The organism is Pedobacter sp. T50_32 (genome assembly GCF_057652195.1).
Genome location: NZ_JBYFBY010000001.1, coordinates 852,883 through 874,882, shown reverse-complemented (window position 1 = coordinate 874,882; position 22,000 = coordinate 852,883). Strand labels below are relative to the sequence as shown.

Annotated in this window: 22 protein-coding genes; 9 read left to right on the top strand and 13 right to left on the bottom strand. The window is 38.1% G+C overall.

Translation table 11 applies throughout. The annotated features are described in order from the left end of the window. Nucleotides 1-7 precede the first annotated feature (7 nt). On the bottom strand, nt 8-418 hold the full coding sequence (locus AC23ME_RS03860) for a 6-pyruvoyl trahydropterin synthase family protein (RefSeq protein WP_487726424.1): 411 nt from the start codon (nt 416-418) through the stop codon (nt 8-10). Between the two features lie 349 nt (nt 419-767). On the opposite strand from AC23ME_RS03860, the gene mqnB reads away from it, so the two are divergent. After that, nucleotides 768-1,394, top strand: coding sequence for a futalosine hydrolase (mqnB, locus tag AC23ME_RS03855; RefSeq protein ID WP_487726423.1), 627 nt, complete (start codon nt 768-770; stop codon nt 1,392-1,394). Nucleotides 1,395-1,431: 37 nt separating this feature from the next. After that, nucleotides 1,432-2,286, top strand: a complete 855-nt coding sequence (locus tag AC23ME_RS03850; protein WP_487726422.1) for a menaquinone biosynthesis family protein — start codon at nt 1,432-1,434, stop codon at nt 2,284-2,286. 299 nt (nt 2,287-2,585) lie between these two features. Here the strand turns inward: AC23ME_RS03850 and AC23ME_RS03845 are convergent, their stop codons facing one another. From AC23ME_RS03845 to AC23ME_RS03815, 7 genes are all read right to left on the bottom strand, one after another. Beyond that, on the bottom strand, nt 2,586-2,969 hold the full coding sequence (locus AC23ME_RS03845) for a hypothetical protein (protein WP_487726421.1): 384 nt from the start codon (nt 2,967-2,969) through the stop codon (nt 2,586-2,588). Between the two features lie 4 nt (nt 2,970-2,973). After that, nucleotides 2,974-4,209, bottom strand: coding sequence for an ABC transporter permease (locus tag AC23ME_RS03840; protein ID WP_487726420.1), 1,236 nt, complete (start codon nt 4,207-4,209; stop codon nt 2,974-2,976). Between the two features lie 97 nt (nt 4,210-4,306). Then, nucleotides 4,307-4,948 (bottom strand): MBL fold metallo-hydrolase, encoded by a 642-nt coding sequence (locus tag AC23ME_RS03835; protein ID WP_487726419.1) that lies wholly within the window; start codon nt 4,946-4,948, stop codon nt 4,307-4,309. A gap of 77 nt (nt 4,949-5,025) precedes the next feature. Then, entirely contained in the window at nt 5,026-5,598 is a 573-nt protein-coding gene (gene gldD / locus AC23ME_RS03830; RefSeq protein WP_487726739.1) for a gliding motility lipoprotein GldD, read from the bottom strand. Between the two features lie 65 nt (nt 5,599-5,663). Beyond that, complete coding sequence (locus AC23ME_RS03825) at nt 5,664-6,416, bottom strand: shikimate dehydrogenase family protein (protein WP_487726418.1); 753 nt, start codon at nt 6,414-6,416, stop codon at nt 5,664-5,666. 56 nt (nt 6,417-6,472) lie between these two features. Beyond that, on the bottom strand, nt 6,473-7,234 hold the full coding sequence (locus tag AC23ME_RS03820) for a phosphosulfolactate synthase (RefSeq protein WP_487726417.1): 762 nt from the start codon (nt 7,232-7,234) through the stop codon (nt 6,473-6,475). Nucleotides 7,235-7,387: 153 nt separating this feature from the next. Then, nucleotides 7,388-8,791, bottom strand: a complete 1,404-nt coding sequence (locus AC23ME_RS03815; protein WP_487726416.1) for a tetratricopeptide repeat protein — start codon at nt 8,789-8,791, stop codon at nt 7,388-7,390. A 239-nt stretch (nt 8,792-9,030) separates the two neighbouring features. Here AC23ME_RS03815 and AC23ME_RS03810 point away from each other — a divergent pair, with 239 nt between their 5' ends. Continuing rightward, complete coding sequence (locus AC23ME_RS03810) at nt 9,031-9,492, top strand: nuclear transport factor 2 family protein (protein ID WP_487726415.1); 462 nt, start codon at nt 9,031-9,033, stop codon at nt 9,490-9,492. A gap of 163 nt (nt 9,493-9,655) precedes the next feature. Further along, entirely contained in the window at nt 9,656-11,197 is a 1,542-nt protein-coding gene (gene amaB, locus AC23ME_RS03805) for an L-piperidine-6-carboxylate dehydrogenase (RefSeq protein WP_487726414.1), read from the top strand. A 146-nt stretch (nt 11,198-11,343) separates the two neighbouring features. Here amaB and AC23ME_RS03800 read toward each other — a convergent pair whose 3' ends face one another. After that, entirely contained in the window at nt 11,344-12,015 is a 672-nt protein-coding gene (locus tag AC23ME_RS03800; protein ID WP_487726413.1) for a GIN domain-containing protein, read from the bottom strand. 784 nt (nt 12,016-12,799) lie between these two features. Here AC23ME_RS03800 and AC23ME_RS03795 point away from each other — a divergent pair. From AC23ME_RS03795 to AC23ME_RS03785, 3 genes are read left to right on the top strand one after another with little or no spacing between them, the layout of a single operon-like run. After that, nucleotides 12,800-15,709, top strand: coding sequence for a DEAD/DEAH box helicase (locus tag AC23ME_RS03795; protein ID WP_487726412.1), 2,910 nt, complete (start codon nt 12,800-12,802; stop codon nt 15,707-15,709). Between the two features lie 33 nt (nt 15,710-15,742). Continuing rightward, the gene (locus AC23ME_RS03790) at nt 15,743-16,006 is read left to right on the top strand and encodes a hypothetical protein (RefSeq protein ID WP_487726411.1); all 264 of its coding nucleotides are present in this window, start codon (nt 15,743-15,745) and stop codon (nt 16,004-16,006) included. A 2-nt stretch (nt 16,007-16,008) separates the two neighbouring features. Next, on the top strand, nt 16,009-16,236 hold the full coding sequence (locus tag AC23ME_RS03785) for a hypothetical protein (protein ID WP_487726410.1): 228 nt from the start codon (nt 16,009-16,011) through the stop codon (nt 16,234-16,236). A gap of 79 nt (nt 16,237-16,315) precedes the next feature. Here AC23ME_RS03785 and AC23ME_RS03780 read toward each other — a convergent pair whose 3' ends face one another. The 4 genes from AC23ME_RS03780 to rsfS form a co-directional block, all read right to left on the bottom strand. After that, complete coding sequence (locus AC23ME_RS03780) at nt 16,316-17,386, bottom strand: 3-oxoacyl-ACP synthase III family protein (protein WP_487726409.1); 1,071 nt, start codon at nt 17,384-17,386, stop codon at nt 16,316-16,318. Nucleotides 17,387-17,464: 78 nt separating this feature from the next. Then, the gene (locus AC23ME_RS03775) at nt 17,465-18,109 is read right to left on the bottom strand and encodes a LutC/YkgG family protein (RefSeq protein ID WP_308848595.1); all 645 of its coding nucleotides are present in this window, start codon (nt 18,107-18,109) and stop codon (nt 17,465-17,467) included. A gap of 61 nt (nt 18,110-18,170) precedes the next feature. Then, complete coding sequence (ftsH, locus tag AC23ME_RS03770) at nt 18,171-20,249, bottom strand: ATP-dependent zinc metalloprotease FtsH (RefSeq protein ID WP_487726408.1); 2,079 nt, start codon at nt 20,247-20,249, stop codon at nt 18,171-18,173. A gap of 22 nt (nt 20,250-20,271) precedes the next feature. Continuing rightward, on the bottom strand, nt 20,272-20,646 hold the full coding sequence (gene rsfS, locus AC23ME_RS03765; protein ID WP_308848597.1) for a ribosome silencing factor: 375 nt from the start codon (nt 20,644-20,646) through the stop codon (nt 20,272-20,274). Between the two features lie 45 nt (nt 20,647-20,691). Between rsfS and AC23ME_RS03760 the strand changes: the two genes are divergently transcribed. Both AC23ME_RS03760 and AC23ME_RS03755 read left to right on the top strand, forming a co-directional pair. Further along, on the top strand, nt 20,692-21,462 hold the full coding sequence (locus AC23ME_RS03760) for a biotin--[acetyl-CoA-carboxylase] ligase (protein WP_487726407.1): 771 nt from the start codon (nt 20,692-20,694) through the stop codon (nt 21,460-21,462). 32 nt (nt 21,463-21,494) lie between these two features. Next, nucleotides 21,495-21,947, top strand: coding sequence for a protein-disulfide reductase DsbD N-terminal domain-containing protein (locus AC23ME_RS03755; protein ID WP_487726406.1), 453 nt, complete (start codon nt 21,495-21,497; stop codon nt 21,945-21,947). Nucleotides 21,948-22,000 lie beyond the last annotated feature (53 nt).

Genomic DNA, 22,000 nt, shown 5'->3' with positions numbered 1-22,000 from the left:
GATGCGCTTAGCCGAAATACTCGACGTAGTTGTTATCAGTTTCGTAAATTTTAATACAATGCAATTCAGCGCCACTTTCGTTAACATGTGGCTTCAAGATATCCCAAATAGCAATAGCTAAATTCTCTGTCGATGCCAATTTACCTTTCATAAAATCAACATCTAGGTTCAAATTTCTGTGGTCTACTTTATCAATTACATGCGTATTGATTACTTGTTTTAACCACTTTAAATCTACCAAAAAGCCAGTTTCTGGATTAACTTCTCCTTTAACCGTTACATATAATTGATAGTTATGTCCATGCCAATTCGGGTTAGCGCACTTGCCAAAAACCGCCGTATTTTCATCTTCTGTCCAATCTGGTCTAGCCAATTTGTGTGCAGCGTTGAAACCTTCTCTACGTGTGATATAAATCATTTTTTCAAAATAAAGTGCAAATATACAGTATAAAGTCGAGAGGCGAAGGTTTCATATTCGAAGAAGCAAAAAATTGGGTGTTGCATTATTTTTTGAAAAGCAATAGTAGTATTTCATGGCAGCGTTAGTCCCGCTTTTCGTTAAAATCTTTTTGTGTTCCGTTCACCGTCATTTCGAACGTAGAGAGAAATCCCAAAGTCAAATGCTTCTATGCAACAGATTTCTCTCTACGTTCGAAATGACGAACAAAAAGTATAACACTTCAATCGGGTTTAGCACACAAACAACAGTGCTAAACACTAAAAAAACAACCCTACAAACAACCAAAAAATTATCGTTAATTAGCACTATGAAAATCCTAGTAGTAGCCGCCACCGAAGCCGAAATTGCGCCAACTTTAGCACACTTTAATTTAAAGCCTAGCAATTTCATCAAAACAGAAAATTTTGATGTATTGATTACTGGTGTAGGCATGGTAGCAACTGCATTTGCACTAGGACGAAAATTAAATAGCAACTACCATTTAGTGCTTAACGTTGGAATTGCTGGAAGTTTCGACAGAGAAATCCAATTGGGCGAAGTAGTCGAAATTGCAGAAGATACTTTCGCTGAACTTGGTGCAGAAGACCACGGAAATTTCATTTCTTTACCACAACTTGGCTTTGGCGAAAACAAATTTTCTTCATCAGCAAATGCGGAATTGGAATTTAAAAAAGTAAAAGGCATCACGGTAAACAAGGTGCATGGCAATGCCCAAAGTATTGAGAAAACCACAGCACTTTACTACCCACAAACAGAAAGTATGGAAGGAGCGGCTGTTTTTTACGCAGCTAGCAATGTCAATATCCCCGCTTTACAAGTGCGCAGTATTTCCAACTATGTAGAACCAAGAAATAGAGAAAGTTGGCAAATTGGCTTAGCTGTAAAAAACCTGAACGATTGGTTAATCTCTTTTCTAAAAACTTTGAACTCCTAATGACCATAGTTTAAATTGCTAGCCATAAATTTGCCGCATGGAATTGACACTTGGTTTTTCGCCCTGCCCTAACGATACTTTTATTTTTGATGCCCTTATTCATGGAAAAATAGATACTGAAGGCTTAAGCTTTAAGGTTTTTTTTGATGATGTAGAAACTTTAAACCAAAAGGCATTACGTGGCGAGCTAGATATTACTAAGCTGAGTTTCCACGCTTTTGCTTATGTTGCCGAAAAGTACGCTTTGCTAAATGCAGGCAGTGCTTTAGGTTTTGGTGTTGGTCCGTTGTTGATTTGCAAAAAAGAAAATATCGAGCGAATTGAAAGCGAGCTGAAAACTACAAACTGTAAACTAAAAACTGCCATTCCCGGCAAATATACTACAGCTAATTTCTTACTAGGTGTTGCATATCCACAACTTGTTGATAAGCAAGAAACGGTGTTTTCTGATATTGAAAATGCGCTGTTAAACGATGAAATTGATTTGGGTTTAATTATCCACGAAAATCGTTTTACGTACCAAGCTAAAGGTTTACACAAAGTGATGGATTTAGGTGCTTACTGGGAAGAATTTTCTGGTTGTGCTATTCCGTTGGGAGGAATTGTGGTGAATAGAAATTTGCCTTTAGAAGTTCAAGAAAAAGTAAATCGTTTAGTTAGAAAATCGGTAGAATTTGCTTTTGAAAATCCAAAATCGGGGATTGATTTTATACGTGAGCATGCGCAAGCCATGGAAGAGGAAGTGATGTACAAGCACATTGAGCTGTATGTAAATCAATATTCGGTAGACTTAGGTGCAGAAGGCCGCAAAGCGATTGATACGCTGTTTGAAATTGCTACTAAAAACGGAGTGATACCAGCCATTACGAAAAGTTTATACGTTCTGGATTAGGGAGCAAGGAACAAAGATTAATTGCAAATCCGCTGTAGCGCAAACTTTAATTGAATTTCAGAACCTGCGTTAATTAAACCCGATTGAAGTGGAAATACTTTTTGTGGGTGTCACCCTGAGCCCGTCGAAGGGTTGTAGGTTAACAAGTAGATGCTTCGACAAGCTCAGCATGACAAGTGTGAATATTACTGCCTACAAAAAGATTGTAACGTAAAGCGGGACTGCAATAAATAGTAGCAGAACTATCGCTTTTCAAAAAACTAATCCCCAACTCCTAGTAACTGGTCACTGAAAACTGCCTACTGGTTACACGGTCCTTCTGGAATGTCCTTTAGCAGTTTGATTACTTTTGTAACTACCATAGTAGAATCGTAGCCACCAGTTACCGTAGATGTATCTGACTTAACCAAATGCGCTTCTACTTCTATGTAAACAGGCGTATATGGTTTTTCGAAACCTAGGTTGGTGTATTCTAGCTCTAGATTTTTGGCACTGTCTGCAACCCAATATTCACGGCCCTCATCGCAGTCGGTAAATGATTTTACCTCTGGACCAAAGCTGTATAAGCCTTTTAGAGTTACAGATTTACCTTTATCTTCTTCCGCATTTTTATTGTTGCCGCATGCCCATAGCAAACTTACAGCTAACAACAACACACAAACTAAATTTTTATTGGTATACATAGGCTTAAAGATCATTATTAATACGATCTATCTTTTTAACACTTAAATTTGATGCCAAACCCGCAGCTATAAAAGAAAAAAAGCTAACGGTGACAAAAACTAGCACAAAATCTTTCCATTTTAGCGCAATTGGGTAAGCATTAGAGAACATAAAATTGGCATCTCCCATTTTTACCCAGCCAAAACGCTGTTGTAGCAAGCAAAAAATCAATGCTGTTAACACCCCAAAGATACAACCTGTAAGTGTTATCATCATACCTTCGGCTAAAAAAATTCTTCTAATTAACTGTTTACCAGCACCAAGGCTACTGAGCACCGATATATCTTTTTGCTTATCGATTACTAACATGGTTAACGAGCCAATGATGTTAAAAATTGCGATGATTAAAATAAAGGTGAGAATGATGTACACCATCCATTTTTCGGAACCCAAAAGATTATACAAAGCTTGATTTTGCTCGATCCTGTTTTTTACGATATAATTAGTGCCCAAATTTTCGGACATCTCTTGTTTCAACTTTTCTACATCTACCCCAGGCTGTACATTTATTTCTATACCCGATACGTTGGTTGGCTCGCCAAGTAGTTCGCGGGCAAAATCTAGAGGAACGATTAAAAGGTTATCAAAATCTTGCTGTATCTCAAAAATACCTGCAGGCGATATACTCAACATGGTAAAATCATCCATTGGGTTGACTGAACTACCTGTGGCACCTTTTTTAGGAGAATAGATTTGCAACTGCTCAAACGGATCGGCAGGGTTGGTATCCAAAAAAGCTTGCAAGGCCGAACCTAGTACCGCTTGTGGCTGCGCAACCTTGTTCTCCAAGACAAAAACTCCATCTACCACAATGGTGTCTAAGCTTCTATTTTTGAGAAAATCGCTGCTTACCCCTTTTACAATTGCCGGTGTTTGCTTTTCACCATATCTTACCAAAGCATTTTCTGCCAGAACTTCGGTAAAGGAATAGATTTTTTCGTCTTTTTTTAACTGATTAAAATAGGCTGTATTCGGATCAAAGGTTTTGCCTTGAGCTGGCGCAACCAAAATTTGCGGGGTAATACTATTGAACATCTTGAGCACCATTTCCTCAAACCCGTTAAATACGGAGAGGATAATGACCAAAGCAGCACTACCGACCATTACACCCAACATAGATATTGCCGAAATGATATTAATGGCATTGGTTGATTTCTTTGCAAAGAGATATCTGCGAGCTATGTAAAAGGCGGTGTTCACTACGGGCAAAGATAGGGAAAAAGGCGGAGGGTTTAATGGTGGAAGATTGTCTAATAGACTCTAAAATTTTAACTACGTAACCTTCGCAAGGCTTCTTCTACCCCACCAAAAACGGATTATTCACTTTTTCGTACCCAATGGTTGTACTCGGTCCGTGACCCGGGAAAACCTCACAATCATCTGGCAATGCAAAAACGTTAGTTTTTATGCTTTCTATCAATTGCTGATGGTTACCACCAGGTAAATCTGTGCGACCAATGCTACGGAAAAACAATACATCGCCACCAATTAGAAAGTTCTCTTGTTTAGCATAAAAACACAAGTGTGCAGGCGAATGACCTGGCGCAAAAATCAATTCTAGCTGGCTGTTACCGAATGAAACTGTACCTGTTTCTTCCAAAAATATTTCTGGCTCTGGCGAAACTTCGTACTGGAAACCCATTTGCGGTGCATAACTTACTACTCGATGCAACAACGGTAATTCGCCTTTATGAAATTGAGGCTTTAATCCCCATTGATCGAAAACGAATTTATTACCCAATACGTGGTCTATATGACAATGTGTGTTTAATAGTAAAACAGGTTTCAAGCCTTTTTCTGTAATGAAATTCACTAACTTATTTTGTTCGTGTCCTTCGTACATTCCTGGATCTATGATTACGCATTCGCCTGTTTCATCAAACAAAACGTAAGTATTTTCTTGGTAGGGGTTGAAGGTGAAAAGCTTTAAATTAATCATCTGATTTACGATTTTAGATTTACGAGTTACGACTAATAGTCAAATTAAAAGTCTTCCTTTTGGGAGATTTAGAGAGGCTATTTCTTCCACTGAAAGGTCTCTATCAGCTTATCGATATCTTGTTTAATAAATTTAACTACTGGCTGAATAGAATCGTATTGTGGACGTTCGTTGAAATATAACGCACCACGCAGATAATGGTTTACACTATCCGTTAGGAAAAACTGAACTGAAGAAGCAGTATTTCCAGCGATGCTGTAATAAATTCCGTAAACTTTCTTATCAGGATAGTTGATGATACGCTGATCGATAGCATCGGCCTTGATGGTGTGTTTCATGGCTAAACTACGAGCATTCTCCGTCATTTCGTTATAGGCTTTTAGCGAAAAAACATCGTAATAAGTGATGTGTAGTACACCATTAAATTGCTTGAAATTCAAATTCTTCCAGCAAGGTGCTGCATTTTTATCAAAATCATCCGTTAGTTGCGCATAAGTTGGATAACTAAAACTATACGCACATCCATCATTAAAAGACTGATATTTCTTTTCTGGAAAATTGATACGGAAATAACCTTTAGGCTTAGGCGTAGCCACTTTTTCGCCGCCACAGGCCGATAATAGCGCTATGGATAAGATCAAGCAAAAAATAGTTTTCAGTTTCCAGTTCACAGTGAAACAATAAAGCAATTTAACAATATAGCCATTAGCGCCGCTTAAGGACTTGGGGCATTCCAAATATCCCAAGAACGCTCTGCTTGTAAATGTAGCATTTCCAAACCATTTTTTATGGTTCCTCCTTGCGCTTTTACTTTGGTTAAAAAAGCCGTTTCTTCTGGGTTGTAAACCAAATCGTAAGCTAAATGTTGTTCATTTAAATGCTGATATGGAATTGGTGGAAACGAATCTACGTTCGGGAACATACCCAACGGCGTAGTGTTCACTAAAATGGTGTACTCTTCTAAAACTTCTTTGGTTACGCTAGAGTACAACACTGCATTAGGCTGTGCATTTCTTACTACCGAAATGAAAGGAATATTCAGTTGATTGAAAACATACTTTACTGCCATTGCTGCGCCGCCATCGCCAAAAATTAGCGCTTTGGTATGATGTGGCTTTAACAAAGGCTTTAACGAGACTTCAAATCCATAAACATCGGTGTTATATCCCTTTAACAGTGGTTTTTCTCCAGACTGATCGATTGAAATGCAGTTTACAGCACCAATTTTTTCAGCTGCATCGTCTAGTTCATCAATGTAAGGCATTACACTCACTTTATGCGGAATAGTCACATTTAAGCCGCAAAGCAAAGGATCTGCCTCAATTAAATCGAGTACCTCTTTTGCCTGTGGTATTGGATGCAGCTCGTATTTGCAATCTATGATCTGCTCGTCTTTAAATTTATCTGCAAAATATTGCTTCGAAAAAGATGCGGAAAGCGGAAAGCCTATTAAACCAAAAGTTCTCATATCGTAAAAGCACAACAATCCATACTGGTTAAGTACGGATTGTTAAAAATCTGTTATTATTTATTTAAAAAATAATCAAAAGTATCGCCACGTAAACCCAAACGTATAGTTTCTAAAGGAATTACTTCTGCTGGCGCAATATTACCCAAGTTTACATTGGTACCAATTAACTTGATAAACCAAACTTGCTGCTCTTTTTGTGGTGCTTCCCAAATGATACGCTCATCTGGAATTTGCGTTAAAATTTCATCTACCAAACCTTCTCTCACTTCGCCTGTACCACGATAAATACCAACATTTCCACCTTCTCTTGCTTCAGCAATTACCTTCCAAGATCCAGCTTCAATTTCAGCTTTCATCAATTGGATCCATTTATATGGTGCAAAAATCTTGGTTGCATCTTTAGAACCTACCTCAGAAATTACAGTAACTTGTTTGGCTAATTTAGCAATGTATTCACATTTTTCTTCGTGAACAATGTCCATAGAACCATCTGAAACTTCAGCAAATTCCATCCCAAACTTATCTAAAACTCTTTGGTAATCTTCAAACTGATTTCGAATAGCAAATGCTTCAAATAACGTACCTCCAAAATAAACCGGAATACCAGCACTACGGTATAAAGCCAATTTCTCTTTTAAATTTGGGGTAACGTAAGAAGTTGCCCAGCCCAATTTTACAATATCAGTATGTACGCCAGCTACTTCTATAAAATCTTCAACCTGCCTTAAACTTAAGCCTTTGTCCATTACCATGGTTAATCCCTTTTGGCGTGGCTTGCTTGTACGTTCAGGAATGTCGTTTAAAATATAATTCATCTAAATTTGTTATTGTATCCCATCGAATAGATGGTCCCTTACTGTCGAACAAGAAAGTTTTCAATCAACTAACCTATCGAGCAAAGATTTATCGGCGCAAAGTTAAAAAACTCCGCCTTCTTTTATGCACCAACAAATGTTAAGTTTTGCTTTTTATTTGATGTATTTACTGATTATTGTCACAATTGTGCTGTTATTTGACAATTGTGGCAAATATTCGAACAAGATGTAGTGCTTATCTGGATCAATCGCCAAGGCTGTTTCCAAGTAATCTATACCTTCCTGACCTTTACCCAAAGCAAACATATAAGCAACCATTCTGTAATATAATTCTGCTGCATCTGGATTATTTTTGATGGCATCCAACATCGTTTCAGAGGCCTCCAACAACCTCCCCTGTTCGTACAACACAGTAGAAAAATCTAGCCAAGCTTCTACATCAACCGGATTGAACTCTAGTACTTTGTAATAAGCCTCAATAGATTCATCTATCTGACCTAATTTGTAATACGAATCTGCTACTGCAAACCAGAAATCAGCATTCTCATCATCAAGATCTAAGGCTTTTTTATAGAAATGCAGCGACTCGAAATATCGCTCCTCGAAGTTCAAAGTTACACCAATTCCGAACCAAGCATCTGCCATCTTGGGATCCATTTTTACAGATTTCTTGTAATAAGACCTTGCTTCGTCCATTTGCTCCAGCTTCTCATAACATTCGCCAATAGCGCAATAAGTGTCGGCATTAGGCGGTTCGTATTCAAAAGTTTGTTTGTAAACTTCAATAGCCTCTTCGTACTTATCTAACTGCACTAAGGCATTACCTTTATTAAAATACGCTGATGAGAAATTCTCCTTAATCAAAATCGCATAATCATAGGCATCGATAGATTTTTCGTAAAGTTCTAGCTTATGAAAAGAATTTGCCAAATTGTACCATGCAGCATAAGAATAAGGGTCGCTATCAATATATTCCTGGTAAAACTGGATACTTTCTTCCTGCTTATCCAAAATATCGTAACAAAAAGCAAGCTCGTAAAGCCCGTCTTTATTCTCCATGTTTTGTTCTAAGCTGCGCTTGATGTAAACTATTGCATTCTCATAATCGTGCATATTTTGATACACATAGGCAATCTGCAATAAAATTTCATCGGTAGTTTCAGCCAGTGTAAGTGCCTTTTCATAATTTTCTAGCGCTTCTGCATGGCGGTCCATATTTTGGTAGATATTACCTCGTAGCACATAGATATCTGCTTCCGAAGCCTCTAACATTTCGGCCTTTTCCAAAGCAGCAAAAGCTCTATCTACCTCATTGGTAAACAATAACAGCTGTGCCTGTTTAATTAAGAAAACCGCCGCATAGGGATGTTGACTTACTGCAAAATCAATTACCTCTAATGCCTTTACGGGATCGTTCTTTTCAATATAGTTATCTATGATATATTCAAAAGCTTGCGCATCAAAAAAATACTGATCCTCATTACGGATCATCTCTTCATAACGTTCTACAGAATGTTGCGCATCTTCATTAAAATCAAATTCAAATTCTTCTTCCATGTTTTTGAATATTAAAAGAACAGCCCTGTTGCTTAGTTTTACATTATAAGTTTACGTTAATTCTTAAACAAGGCGATAAAATAATTATCAACATACAAACACTACACTATTCAAATGTTTCAAAATAAAAGATTTAGGCAGGTTTGGATGTGGATGCGTTTGCGACCGCTTGGCAGGGGGTCTTCTTAACTTATTACAAATTTCGATATATTTAGTTTTAAAAAGGTAACATCAAAGTCATGAATAAATTGAAAATATTGTTAGCGCTATTAATTTGCGCCACAACCACAGCAGCTTTTGCACAAAACAATGAAGAAGAAGCAATCAAAAAAACCATCAACCAACTGTTTGATGGTATGCGGAAATCGGACAGCACATTAGTTAGAGGAGCTTTTAACCAAGGGGCGATTTTGCAAACCATTGGCAAAACAAAAGATGGAAATGCGGTAGTAAAAGGTTCCGATTTGAACTCATTCGTAGCAAGCATTGCCAAACCTCATCCAGAAATTTACGATGAGAGAATTGTGTTTACTAAAATCTTGGTAGATGCAAATTTGGCCAGCGTATGGACAGACTATAAATTCTACATTGGAGAAAAGTTTAGCCATTGTGGCGTAAATTCATTTCAGTTGGTTAAAGTTGGCGATAGCTGGAAAATCGTTTATTTAATAGACACGAGACGGAAGGAAAATTGTAATTAGTTTTGAAACATTAAAGGAGTTAAGGTTAATTAAGAAGTCTTAATGTTTTCTTAATTCCTTCATGGTAAAATCAACATCGATATTACTTACTTTTATACAATTTAAGGAAAGAAATCATCTTATTTTTTGTTGATTTGTATACATCCGATTAAAATATAGTATTATGAAACCAGATATCAGTTCAGTATTAGCACAATTAGGCATTGCCGGATTTAACCCTTCATATAGCACCGGAAGCAAATGGAGCCACACAGCAGATGGCGAGCACATTCACAGCATGTCGCCGGTTGATGGAGAAAAAATTTCATCTGTTTTTGCAGCTTCGTTAGAAGAATATGAACACGTCATCAGCACTGCGCAAGACGCCTATAAATATTGGAACAAAATTCCTGCGCCTAAACGTGGCGAAATTGTACGTCAGTTTGGCGATGCGTTAAGAAAACAAAAAACTGCTTTGGGCACGTTGGTTTCTTACGAAATGGGCAAAAGCTTGCAAGAAGGTTTGGGCGAAGTACAGGAAATGATTGACATCTGCGATTTTGCAGTAGGTTTATCGCGTCAATTATATGGTTTAACCATGCACAGCGAAAGACCAAACCACCGCATGTACGAACAATGGCACCCACTAGGTGTGGTAGGCATTATTTCTGCTTTTAACTTCCCTGTTGCGGTTTGGGCTTGGAATGCAGCCTTAGCTTGGGTTTGCGGCAATGTTTGCGTGTGGAAACCATCAGAAAAAACACCAATTACAGCAATCGCTTGTCAGCGCATAGCGGAAGAAGTTTTTGCTGCAAATGATATCCCAGAAGGAGTTTCTAACTTAATCATCGGCGATGCCGAAATAGGAAAATTAATGAGCGCCGATACTCGTGTGCCTTTAGTTTCTGCCACAGGTTCTACCAGAATGGGTAAGGCAGTAGCCATGCAAGTGGCCAACCGTTTAGGCAAAACCATTTTAGAATTAGGTGGTAACAACGCCATTATCATCTCAAAAGATGCCGATTTAGATATGTCGTTAATTGGCGCTGTTTTTGGCGCTGTAGGTACTGCCGGACAACGTTGCACCAGCACACGTAGGTTAATTATCCACGAGAGTGTGTACGAAACTTTCAAAGCAAAATTGGTAAAAGCTTACGGACAGCTGCGTATTGGCAATCCGTTAGACCAAAATAACCACGTAGGTCCGCTGATTGACAAAGATGCAGTTAGAGCTTACCTCGCTTCTATTGAAAAATGTAAGGCAGAAGGCGGCAGATTTGTAGTAGAAGGTGGTGTGTTAGAAGGTCGCGAATACAGTTCTGGCTGTTACGTAAAACCTTGCATTGCCGAGGTTGAAAACCACTTTGAAATTGTACAGCACGAAACTTTTGCTCCAATCCTTTACTTAATTAAGTACAACGATTTAGAGGAAGCTATTGCGTTACAGAACGGTGTACCGCAAGGTTTGTCATCTGCTATTATGACCTTGAACTTGCGTGAAGCAGAGCAATTCCTTTCTGCTCAAGGTTCTGATTGCGGTATTGCTAACGTAAATATCGGTACTTCTGGTGCTGAAATTGGCGGTGCTTTTGGTGGCGAGAAAGAAACTGGCGGCGGTAGAGAAAGTGGTTCTGATGCTTGGAAAGGTTACATGCGCAGACAAACAAACACCATTAATTACTCGAATACTTTGCCATTGGCGCAGGGTATAAAATTTGATTTGTAACCAACCCCTAAATCCCCTAAAGGGGACTTAAATAAAAGACTTACGAAGTTTCGCAAACTTCGTAAGTCTATATTACAAACAAAAAGGCAATCCACCAATTGAACTGCCTTTTACATTTATGTAGAGCCCTATTACGGGAGCGGATTTTATTTTCCTAAAATCATTGCATCATTTGCAGCAATTGCCTCTAAAGTATTTGCAACTACTTTTGTTTGTGCTCTGTAAGTTGGAGCAATAGATTTCACATCCGATGTACCTGCAACAAAGTTACCTGTAGTCATTTTTGCCGATGTGCCCATCAAAGCAAAGTGCTCTTCTGTAGAACCGCTTAACTTTAAGCTCGCTTGGTCATTTACCGAAGTGAAAAGGTTCACCGTGTTGGCATTAATTTCTGCCGTAGCCTTATCTTTCAACAATACGTCTAAGCTTAAGAAGTTAATTTTTCCGTAGGTTTTTACCGTTGCATTTTCGCTAGCCTCAATAGCCGAGATGTTGCGTACATAAACCGTTACCGATAAAGGCTCCTTTTCGAAAGAACTGATGCGCAACACACCATCTTTTTGCTGTACCAAAGCATTTTTCGAATAGTAGCTATCGTACACTTTTACACTTTCTGTTGGCGCCTGCACCACAAATACTTCAACGTTACCAGTTGCTACAATTTTGTTGATGTTTTTTACCTCGTTTAAGATGGTTACTTTGTTAGCGCTTGCACTGTTTTTTGCATTCTCTTTAATGCTGTCAGTTGCGAATGCAGAAGTAGTCATTGTTACTAAACCTAATGCTACCACGAATAAATTTTTAATAGAAGTTTTCATAATCTTAATATTTTTATCTTTTTGATTTTCTGTTAATTGTCAACCTATTCAGGATGTTTTCGAATATAAGACGACACCAAATCGAAAACGTTTCAGCACTTATCGGCGTTTTATACCACAAGCAGTTAACCCTAGACCAACGCCTGTAATTTTTCGACCAACGGGCACCAGTTTTTTAAAGATTTTAGTGTAGATGTTGAGTTTTTAGGAAAAGAATGTCAGTATTTCTTGGCAAATGCAGCCCCGCTTTTTGTTACTGCCGATGAACCTGTGCAACAAGCAAGCATACTTTAAAACAATAAAAACAGATGCTTAAATCGGCATCCACTTCAATCGGGTTTAATTAACAAAAGCTTCTGAAATTAGGAACAACTTGCAATGTTTTCAAATCAGCTTTGCGTTCTCTGCGTAACTCTTATTTTCTTTGCGTTTAAAATAATAACCGCAAAGTTTTGGGAAGTTTTCGCAAAGAACGCGAAGACATTTGAACTTTGTAAACCTTATATACAATATGGTGGGCAAGATTGACGCGGTTCTTCTGCGCAAACGGTTGTAAATTAAACCCGACAGCAGCGAGCACGTTGGGGCAAACCTGTGTGTTTGCCCCAAGTAAAGCGAATGGCGGGATGAACGAAAAATAGCAGCACCAGCCTTGCTTTTCAAATAATTTAAGCGCTATAAAAATCAAACATCGTTTTTTGCTTTTGCTTTGAAAAAACAAGTATTTGCTGTAAGTTTAGAAATTTTTATCAGCGTACCTTTTAATAAATTTTTCCTTTAAGCAATGTTACGAGTAAATAGTTCAGCACCCTGTCAAATCGTGTATTCATTATGCAAACACGATTATCTGGGCTATTTAATTGAGCCGCACATTGTTCAGCTAAATCCGCAGGGCGATTTCTCGCTTACCTACCAGCGTTTGTTTACGCATACAGCACAAGAGTTTGCTAAACACCTTACAGATTTAGATTTTAAGCTCATCAAAATTTTGGATGAAACCGAACAAGATTTCATCATTAAAAAGTACCACAAAAAAGTAGTTAGACCTTTCGAGTTTTTCAGCAAAATATACGACCAGAAATTTTACGACAGCGTACGTCCAAAGATAGAAAAGAAGCTGGTAGAGGTTTTAGAGGTGCTAAAAACCAAGGGCGGTTTGTACCTGATGGACAAAGACGGCTGGCCTGCAGAACGCAAGATAGAATTGGCTACCGAAGCTGCTACTATTTTGTTTCACTTCCGCAGAAATGAAGTAGAAACGCGTTATTTTCCAACCATTAAATACCAAGGTTTACGCATCGATTTCATGTTTAAGGAAGCGCAAGTGATTTGCAATCAGCCAGCTTGGTTGCTGTTAAATGACGTGATGTATTTCTTCGAGCAAGATTTTGAAGGCAAAAAACTTACGCCTTTTCTCAATAAAAGATACATAACCATACCAAAAGCTACGGAAGAAACTTACTTCGAAAAGTTTGTGGCGCCGCTAATTGAGAAGTACCACGTTTACGCAGAAGGTTTCGAAATTAAGACAGAAAAGTACGAGCCAAAAGCAACCATTAAGGTAATTTATGTAGAGAATGGGGTTTCGCAAATACAGCTTTATTTTAAGTATGGCGAATATTCTTTTGCCATGGGCAACGAGCACAAGGTTACCGTTCGTCTAACAAAGGATGGCAATGCAGACAATCCAGACTATACTTTCCACCGTGTAAAACGAAATATAGATTGGGAAAAACAACAGTTCAGTTTTTTAACAGGCTTGGGTTTGAAGAAAGTAAGTGCGCTTTTTCATCATTTAGAGTTGCCAACTTTAAGTGAAAACCACGATGCTTCTTATGCCATTATCAGCTGGGTAAACGAGCATATTGATATTTTAAAAGAGCAAGGTTTTGCTGTGGAGCAAGCCAACAGTGCCAAACGTTTTGTGTTGGGCAGCAATAAAATTGATTTCGAAATTAAGGAAGATAATGATTGGTTCGACATTAACGCCATTGTGTATTTCGGCATCCACCCAATTCCTTTTATTTCGTTAAAACAACATATCCTTCATAAAAAAAGGGAGTTTGTTTTGCCAGATGGCGATATTGCTGTAATTCCAGAAAAGTGGTTTACGCAATACAGCAGCTTGTTTAGCTTAGCTGATGCTGGTAAAAATTTGAAGCTTAAAAAGTTCCATCTTGGTTTAATTAACGATTTGGCAGAAGATAGCATTGCCAATGTAACTTTAGACCGCAAGCTGCAAAAGCTTAACGATTTTGAAGACATCGCTGATTTTGCCATGCCACAAAATTTTAAAGGCGATTTGCGTCATTACCAAAAGGCAGGCTACAATTGGTTTAGCTTTTTGCGTGAATATAATTTTGGTGGCTGCTTGGCTGATGATATGGGTTTGGGTAAAACCATCCAAACATTGGCCATGTTGCAAAAAATGAAGGAGGAAGATGTGCAGCAAAATACGCACAGCACTTCGCTAATTGTGATGCCTACTTCTTTAATTTACAACTGGCTTAACGAGGCGAAGAAGTTTACGCCATCTTTAAAAATATTATCTCATACTGGCACTAACAGAAATAAAGATGTTGCCCGTTTCGACAAATACGATGTGGTTGTGACCACTTATGGTGTTACCCGTGTAGATGCAGATTTATTGCAGGGATTTTACTTCAACTACATCATTCTCGATGAAAGTCAGAACATTAAAAATCCATCCTCTAAGTCTTTTAAAGCAGTGCGGATGCTAAAATCGAGACATAAATTGGTGCTTAGTGGTACGCCTATAGAAAACTCGGTAAGCGATTTATGGACGCAGTTGACTTTCTTAAATCCGGGATTGTTGGGCACACAAGCTTTCTTTAACGAGGAGTATGTGCAGGCCATTGAAAAGCGCAAGGATGAAGAAAAAGCGAAGAAACTGCAAGCTATCATCAAGCCTTTTGTATTGCGTAGAACGAAGGAACAGGTAGCGTCGGAGTTGCCACCTAAAACGGAGCATATTTTCTATTGCGATATGAGTGAGGACCAAGCGGCTTATTACGAAAAGACAAAATCGGCTTACCGTAACGATTTGCTGAGCAGCATGGATAACGGCACTTACGCCAAAAAGCAAATCCAAATTTTGCAGGGATTAACGGCTTTGCGCCAGTTGGCCAACCATCCGGTAATGATTGATGAGGAATATGCCTCAGACTCTGGGAAGTTCGAAAACGTGATGCACACCCTGGATAACGTGCTAAAAGGTGGGCACAAGGTTTTAATTTTCTCCCAGTTTGTGAAGCACTTAGATATTTTTAGAAAGCATCTGGAAAAGGAACAAATCAGCTATGCTTACTTAGACGGTGGCACCAGAAATAGAGGCGAAATTGTGGCAGATTTCCAGCAGAATGAAGATTTACGTGTTTTCTTAATCTCGATAAAAGCTGGTGGTGTTGGTTTGAATTTAACACAAGCAGATTACGTTTTTATTTTAGACCCATGGTGGAACCCAGCGGTAGAGCAACAAGCGATTGACCGTACACATCGTATTGGTCAGGAGAAAAAGGTTTTTATCTATAAATTCATCTCTAAAGATACAGTGGAAGAGAAGATTTTGGCTTTGCAACGTCGTAAGAAATCTTTAGCTAGCTCGTTGATTACAACAGAAGAAAGTTTCTTTAAATCTTTATCAAAAGATGATATTAGAGACCTTTTGGCATAACTTAAAACTTATTACTTATAACCTACAACTTATATGCAGCCTTTCGATTTAGAACTTAATAACATCAATTACGCCGTTTTCCCAGAGGGAGAAGAAACCTACACCATCTATAAAGATGGAAAGGAATATCTTCAAATCCAGAAAGATGATGGAGAACAGTGGATTAAATTTGATGGAGAAACAGGTACGCCAGTTTTTGAAGCAGACGAAGAAGTAAGTGCTTTGGGCAAATTGATTGAAGCTTACAAAGAGCTGCCAGAAGAAGATGAAGACGAGGATTACGAAGAGGAATTGTAGCAATGGAAGATAGTTTTCAGTTCAAACTTCGAGGTGCTATTTACGAAGTAGTTGCCGAAGAAGACAACACCTTTACCATTTTCAAAATGGCAGAAGAATATCTACTCATTACCAAACTTAATGGCAAAAAGTGGGTTCGTATCGATTATAAAACCGATGAACCGGTGATTGAAGAGAACGATGAGGTAGAAGATATTGGAAATATTATAGAAAGGTACTTTTTAAAGTAAAGCGATTGCTTTTAGGTGGCAATACCGCATCGTTATTCTAGGCGAATGATCAACACCCACCTAGAACTATTATCTTTCCCTAAAACTTATAAACTATCGCATTGATGTGCATTCCTGCACCTACAGAAGCAAAAACAGCATGATCTCCTTTTTGGATTTGGTAACCATCAACTTTGTTTTTTAATACCAGATCTATCAGTGTAGGTACTGTAGCAACCGAGCTGTTACCCAACCAAGAGATTGTCATTGGTACTAACTTTTCAGGAACGGTATCTTCGCCATAAAGCTTAAACAAACGTTTCATAATGGCATGATCCATTTTACCATTAGCCTGGTGAATGAAAACCATTTTGATTTGTTTGATATCAACCCCAGATTTATCAATTGCTTGTTTTACCAATTGTGGAACTGTAATTACAGCAAACTCATAAAGTTTACGTCCTTTCATTTTGATATAGGCATTGCCATTCACTTCTTCTGGGTTACTACTGCCGCCCATAATCAGCATATCTGCATGACTAGCGTGAGTTTGCGCTTTGTGAGCTAAAATTCCCGTATTATCGTCAGTTGACTTGGCCTCTAAAATAGTCGCACCTGCGCCATCAGCGAAAATCATACTATCGCGGTCGTGCGAATCAACAATTCTTGAAAGGGTTTCAGCACCAATAATCAGCACTTTTTTGGCATCGCCAGATCTAATTAAATAATCTGCCTGGATCATCCCCTGCACCCAACCTGGACAGCCGAAAATGATATCGAAAGCCACACAATCTGGGTTGGCAATGCCTAATTGAACCTTCACTTTAGCTGCTAGTGCAGGCAGCATATCAACCCTGTTGCTACCAGCTTTTACATCGCCGAAGTTGTGGCAGAATAAAATATAGTCTAATGTCTCTTTATCAACGCCCGCGTCTTCAATTGCGAGTTGCGCTGCTATTGTGCCAATATCGTGGTTAAGCTGATTGTCGCTGATGTATCGTCTTTCGTTGATTTCTGTGATATCGGCAAACTTTTGAATGATCTCCTCGTTCTCCTTATCAATTTTAACCCCGCCATCAAAAAAAGTGTTGGTAAGAAAATGTTTTCCAGAGATGACATTTTTGGGAATATAACTCCCTGTACCGGTAATTACCGATTGAATTTTGTTCATATAAACAGTAGTATTTACTTTAAACCAGTTTGGTATTTAGTATAAATGTAACACTGTTATGCGATAGAACAAAATACTTTAAGAAAAATCATCAATTAAAAACACAAAAAGTTCTTTAGGGCCGTGTGCACCTAACACTAAAGTTTTCTCGATATCGGCAGTACGACTTGGCCCTGTTATATTGCTAATCATAGATGGGATTTGATTGCCATATTTGTTTTTCAGCAATTGAAAAGCATCTTTTAGATCGAGTACTAATTGTCCGGTTCTTGCAATCACAATATGATGATGGGGAAAAATACTCAACCTTCTTCCAGCTGCATTTTGGTTACTTACCATTACCGAACCATTTCTCGCAACCAGTGCTTCGCAGGTAGTAATACCAACTTCAGCTTGTTCAAAATCTTTATCGGTCTGGTAAAATGGAAACTCGTAAGCACTAAGTAAAGCCTGTAGTTCAGGTTCCCAACAGTAAATTTTACGCCATTTATATTTATCCGCCAAATCAAGGATGTTCTCAACGAAATCGACACCGTTTTCACAGAAGATAAAATTACCAGCCACAGCAGTTAATTGCTCTGCAAACAAAATCTCCAGCTCCTCTTCGTTCTGTTGATATAAAGGACTTTCCTCTAAATTTGGATAAGGGTTGTCACGCTTTTCTAGTAGCGCTTTTCTTATCTTTTTTAGCATAAGTTCCTTCGGCGTGATATTGTCTTTCATTTCTGCAAAGATATGATAGTGTTCGAGCAAAAAAAATCCCGAGTTACCTCGGGATAAAATCTTAGTGGCTAACGCCTTTATTTTCGTTATCAGGAATGTCCTTATTTTCTGCTATCGGAGTAGGTTCAATCACCAATTCTTCTGCAGGAACATTTTCTGCCAGCAACTCGGTTGTTTCACTGTCAGATGGACGTTTTCCGAAAATTTCTTCTAAGTCTTCTTTGAAGATTACTTCAGATGTTAATAGCTTTTCTGCCAACTTACCTAAATTCTCTTGGTTGTCAGTCAAAATTTGCAATGCTCTTTGGTATTGCTCTTCAATAATTTTACTAGCCTCTTCGTCAATAATTCTAGCTGTGGCTTCAGAATAAGGTTTGGTAAAACTTTCCTGACCACGAGAATCGTAATAAGAAATGTTACCTAACTTATCATTTAAACCATACATAGAAACCATTGCATAAGCTTGCTTAGTTACTTTTTCTAAATCGCTTAATGCACCAGTACTAATTTTATTGAAGGTAATTTTTTCTGCAGCTCTACCACCCATTGTAGCACACATTTCATCTAAAATTTGCTCTGTAGTGGTAATACTTCTTTCTTCTGGCAAATACCAAGCTGCACCTAACGATTGTCCACGAGGAACAATAGTTACCTTAATTAAAGGATGCGCATGCGGCAACAACCAAGAAACCGTAGCATGACCCGCTTCGTGGAAAGCAATTGCTCTTTTCTCTTCTTTAGTGATGATTTTATTTTTCTTTTCTAAACCACCGATAATTCTATCCACGGCATCTAAGAAATCTTGTTTAGTTACCGATTCGTGACCTTTTCTCGCCGCAATTAACGCCGCTTCGTTACAAAGATTGGCAATATCAGCACCAGAGAAACCTGGAGTTTGTTTTGCCAAGAAATTGATATCGATATTATCTTCTAACTTAATTGGTTTTAAGTGTACACCAAATATTTCTTTACGCTCGTTAATGTCTGGCATATCAACATAGATCTGTCTGTCAAAACGGCCTGGTCTTAACAAAGCATTATCCAACACATCAGCTCTGTTAGTCGCGGCCATGATAATGATACCCGTATCTGTTCCAAAACCATCCATTTCAACTAACAATTGGTTCAGGGTATTTTCACGCTCATCGTTACCACCCATCATATTGCCCTTGCCTCTAGCCCTACCAATAGCGTCAATCTCATCAATAAAGATGATACATGGCGCTTTATCCTTGGCTTGCCTGAACAAATCACGTACACGAGAAGCACCTACACCCACAAACATTTCCACAAAATCAGAACCTGAAAGTGAGAAAAATGGCACTTGTGCTTCGCCTGCCACCGCTTTTGCCAATAAGGTTTTACCTGTACCTGGCGAGCCTACCAATAGCGCACCTTTAGGAATTTTACCTCCCAAATTGGTATATTTTTTAGGGTTTTTAAGGAAATCTACTATCTCCATTACCTCTTGTTTAGCCTCAGTTAAACCAGCAACATCGTTAAACGTAATGTTTACTTGACTTTCTTTATCGAACAAAGTAGCCTTAGATTTTCCAATATTGAAGATCTGGCCGCCACCGCCACCGCCGCCACCGCTCATGCGACGCATCATGAAAATCCATAAACCTGCGAACAATAACAATGGAAGGATGATGTTCAAGAAAACTCCAGCCCAAGCATTAGATCTTGATTCTGTTTCTACAGGAACTTGATTTTCTAGCGGAATGTTAGCTTGAGATTTCTCCAACTTTTTAGCCAACATATCGGCAGAAGCTTCATTAAACACCGCAATAGGTCCTGTTTCTTTTCCAAATCCCGTTCTACCTTTGTACTTTTTATATTTCGGGTCTTCTTTCTTATTCTCTTTTAAATAAACTTCAACCTTTAAAACATCGTCTGCCTTGTAGGTAACCAATTTCTGTACATCGCCAGGAATAAGCATTTCCTCTTCAAAAGTTTTATAGCTAATTGGCTTTGCTGTATCAGAATTAAATAAAAAATTAACAGCAATAAGCGCTACAATAATGGCGGCATAAACCCAAAAAATATTAAACTTAGGTGTTTTTTGAGGTCTTTTAGGGATGTTAGGCAGTCGTTTAGAAGGCTTTTGCTTATCGTTAGGATTGTTCTCTTGTGTCATGTTAATTAAATGTTTTGAGGGGTTATGCACTCTTGAATGTGGTAGCTTCGGCATCGCCCCATAAATCTTCTATGCCGTAAAAATCACGTTTTTCGGTTCTAAAAATATGTACTACAACGTCCAAATAGTCTAAAATGATCCATTCGGCGTGGTCTTGTCCTTCTTTTTTCCAAGGATGGGTTTGGGTTAGTTTGTAGACTTCTTCCTCTACGCTATCGGCTATTGCCTTCACTTGGGTAGAAGAATCTGCATTACAGATTACAAAAAAATCGGAAACCGAACTGCTCAGTTCCCTTAAATCCAATCGCACAATATCGTTCCCTTTTTTTTCCTGAATACCGTGTACGGCTATTTCAGATAGGTATGTAGAAAGGTTGGCATTTTTCTTTTTTACCATTAAAAAAATTAATTTTGGTCTTCAACAAATTATAAAAATCAACTCTTGCAAAATAACACTTTTTCAACATTATTTGTTGGTCAAAATCTTATCAAATTATCAGCGGTTGATTCTACCAATAATTATCTAAAGAAGCTAGCTTCAAATTCCGAGCCACTAGCTGAAGGTACTGTAATTATGGCAGACCACCAATTTGCAGGCAGAGGACAAATGAATAACGAGTGGATTGCAGAAGCTGGAAAAAATTTGACCTTCAGTTTGTTGTTAAGGCCAAATTTCCTCAAAGCTACAGAACAATTTTTATTGAACATAGCAGTTTCAGTTGCTTTAAACAATGTTTTACTGAGGTATTTGCCTGTTGGGCTAAGCATCAAATGGCCAAACGACATTTATGTTGAAAATAGGAAAGTTGGCGGCATTTTAATAGAGAACGTTATTGTTGGCAGTAATATTAAACACAGCATTATTGGCATAGGTTTAAATATTAATCAGATAGATTTTGAAGGCGATTTAAAACTCAAATCAATATCTATATCGCAAATTTTACAACAAGATGTAAATTTAATGGCGCTTTTAAATGAGATTTGCACGCAAATTGAACAGCTTTATCTTAAATTGCGTGCAGGCAAGTATGCTAACTTAAAAGATCTGTACGTTAGTAAGCTCTACAGACTTAACCAAGTTGCGAGTTACACCGCAGGTGGTAAGGTTTTTGAAGGGGTAATAGAAGGGATAAGCAACGAGGGTTTACTGAAAATTAAACCTTTAGATGGAAAAACGCTAGAATTTGGCTTTAAAGAAGTCGCTTTTATTTAAATTGAATTTTGACTAACTAACTTATATAACACATGAAAAAAATCACTTTAATTATTGCAATGGTGGTAATGACAACCATTAGTGCATTTGCCCAATTAGAAAACCCGGTAACTTGGCAGTACGCAGCTAAAAAAACTCCCGGAAAAAATGAAGCTACGCTTTACATCAAGGCTAATATTGAACCTAATTGGCATCTTTACTCTCAAAACTTGAAACCAGGAGGTCCAAACAAAACTGAATTTTCGTTTACCCCTTCAAAAGATTTCAGTTTGGTAGGTAAAACGACAGAACCAAAACCTATCACTAAATATGAAAAGGTTTTTAAAATGGATGTAAGCTATTTCGAAGACGAGGTTGTTTTCACCCAAAAAATAAAATTGAACAAAGGCGCTACTACTGTAAAAGGCAAAGTAGAGTTTATGGTTTGTGATGATAAACAATGTTTACCGCCTAGCGAGGTAAGTTTCAGCATTCCTGTAAAATAGAACTGATTGAAGAGGAAGAGTGGCTGACATTACTTCCTCTTTCATTTTGATTT

Excerpts from the sequence above, each read along its gene's own strand:
- AC23ME_RS03860 (WP_487726424.1), bottom strand. The coding sequence starts at position 418 with ATGATTTATATCACACGTAGAGAAGGTTTCAACGCTGCACACAAATTG.
- mqnB (WP_487726423.1), top strand. The coding sequence starts at position 768 with ATGAAAATCCTAGTAGTAGCCGCCACCGAAGCCGAAATTGCGCCAACT.
- AC23ME_RS03850 (WP_487726422.1), top strand. The coding sequence starts at position 1,432 with ATGGAATTGACACTTGGTTTTTCGCCCTGCCCTAACGATACTTTTATT.
- AC23ME_RS03845 (WP_487726421.1), bottom strand. The coding sequence starts at position 2,969 with ATGTATACCAATAAAAATTTAGTTTGTGTGTTGTTGTTAGCTGTAAGT.
- AC23ME_RS03835 (WP_487726419.1), bottom strand. The coding sequence starts at position 4,948 with ATGATTAATTTAAAGCTTTTCACCTTCAACCCCTACCAAGAAAATACT.
- AC23ME_RS03825 (WP_487726418.1), bottom strand. The coding sequence starts at position 6,416 with ATGAGAACTTTTGGTTTAATAGGCTTTCCGCTTTCCGCATCTTTTTCG.
- AC23ME_RS03820 (WP_487726417.1), bottom strand. The coding sequence starts at position 7,234 with ATGAATTATATTTTAAACGACATTCCTGAACGTACAAGCAAGCCACGC.
- AC23ME_RS03815 (WP_487726416.1), bottom strand. The coding sequence starts at position 8,791 with ATGGAAGAAGAATTTGAATTTGATTTTAATGAAGATGCGCAACATTCT.
- AC23ME_RS03810 (WP_487726415.1), top strand. The coding sequence starts at position 9,031 with ATGAATAAATTGAAAATATTGTTAGCGCTATTAATTTGCGCCACAACC.
- amaB (WP_487726414.1), top strand. The coding sequence starts at position 9,656 with ATGAAACCAGATATCAGTTCAGTATTAGCACAATTAGGCATTGCCGGA.
- AC23ME_RS03800 (WP_487726413.1), bottom strand. The coding sequence starts at position 12,015 with ATGAAAACTTCTATTAAAAATTTATTCGTGGTAGCATTAGGTTTAGTA.
- AC23ME_RS03795 (WP_487726412.1), top strand. The coding sequence starts at position 12,800 with ATGTTACGAGTAAATAGTTCAGCACCCTGTCAAATCGTGTATTCATTA.
- AC23ME_RS03790 (WP_487726411.1), top strand. The coding sequence starts at position 15,743 with ATGCAGCCTTTCGATTTAGAACTTAATAACATCAATTACGCCGTTTTC.
- AC23ME_RS03785 (WP_487726410.1), top strand. The coding sequence starts at position 16,009 with ATGGAAGATAGTTTTCAGTTCAAACTTCGAGGTGCTATTTACGAAGTA.
- AC23ME_RS03780 (WP_487726409.1), bottom strand. The coding sequence starts at position 17,386 with ATGAACAAAATTCAATCGGTAATTACCGGTACAGGGAGTTATATTCCC.
- AC23ME_RS03775 (WP_308848595.1), bottom strand. The coding sequence starts at position 18,109 with ATGAAAGACAATATCACGCCGAAGGAACTTATGCTAAAAAAGATAAGA.
- ftsH (WP_487726408.1), bottom strand. The coding sequence starts at position 20,249 with ATGACACAAGAGAACAATCCTAACGATAAGCAAAAGCCTTCTAAACGA.
- rsfS (WP_308848597.1), bottom strand. The coding sequence starts at position 20,646 with ATGGTAAAAAAGAAAAATGCCAACCTTTCTACATACCTATCTGAAATA.
- AC23ME_RS03755 (WP_487726406.1), top strand. The coding sequence starts at position 21,495 with ATGAAAAAAATCACTTTAATTATTGCAATGGTGGTAATGACAACCATT.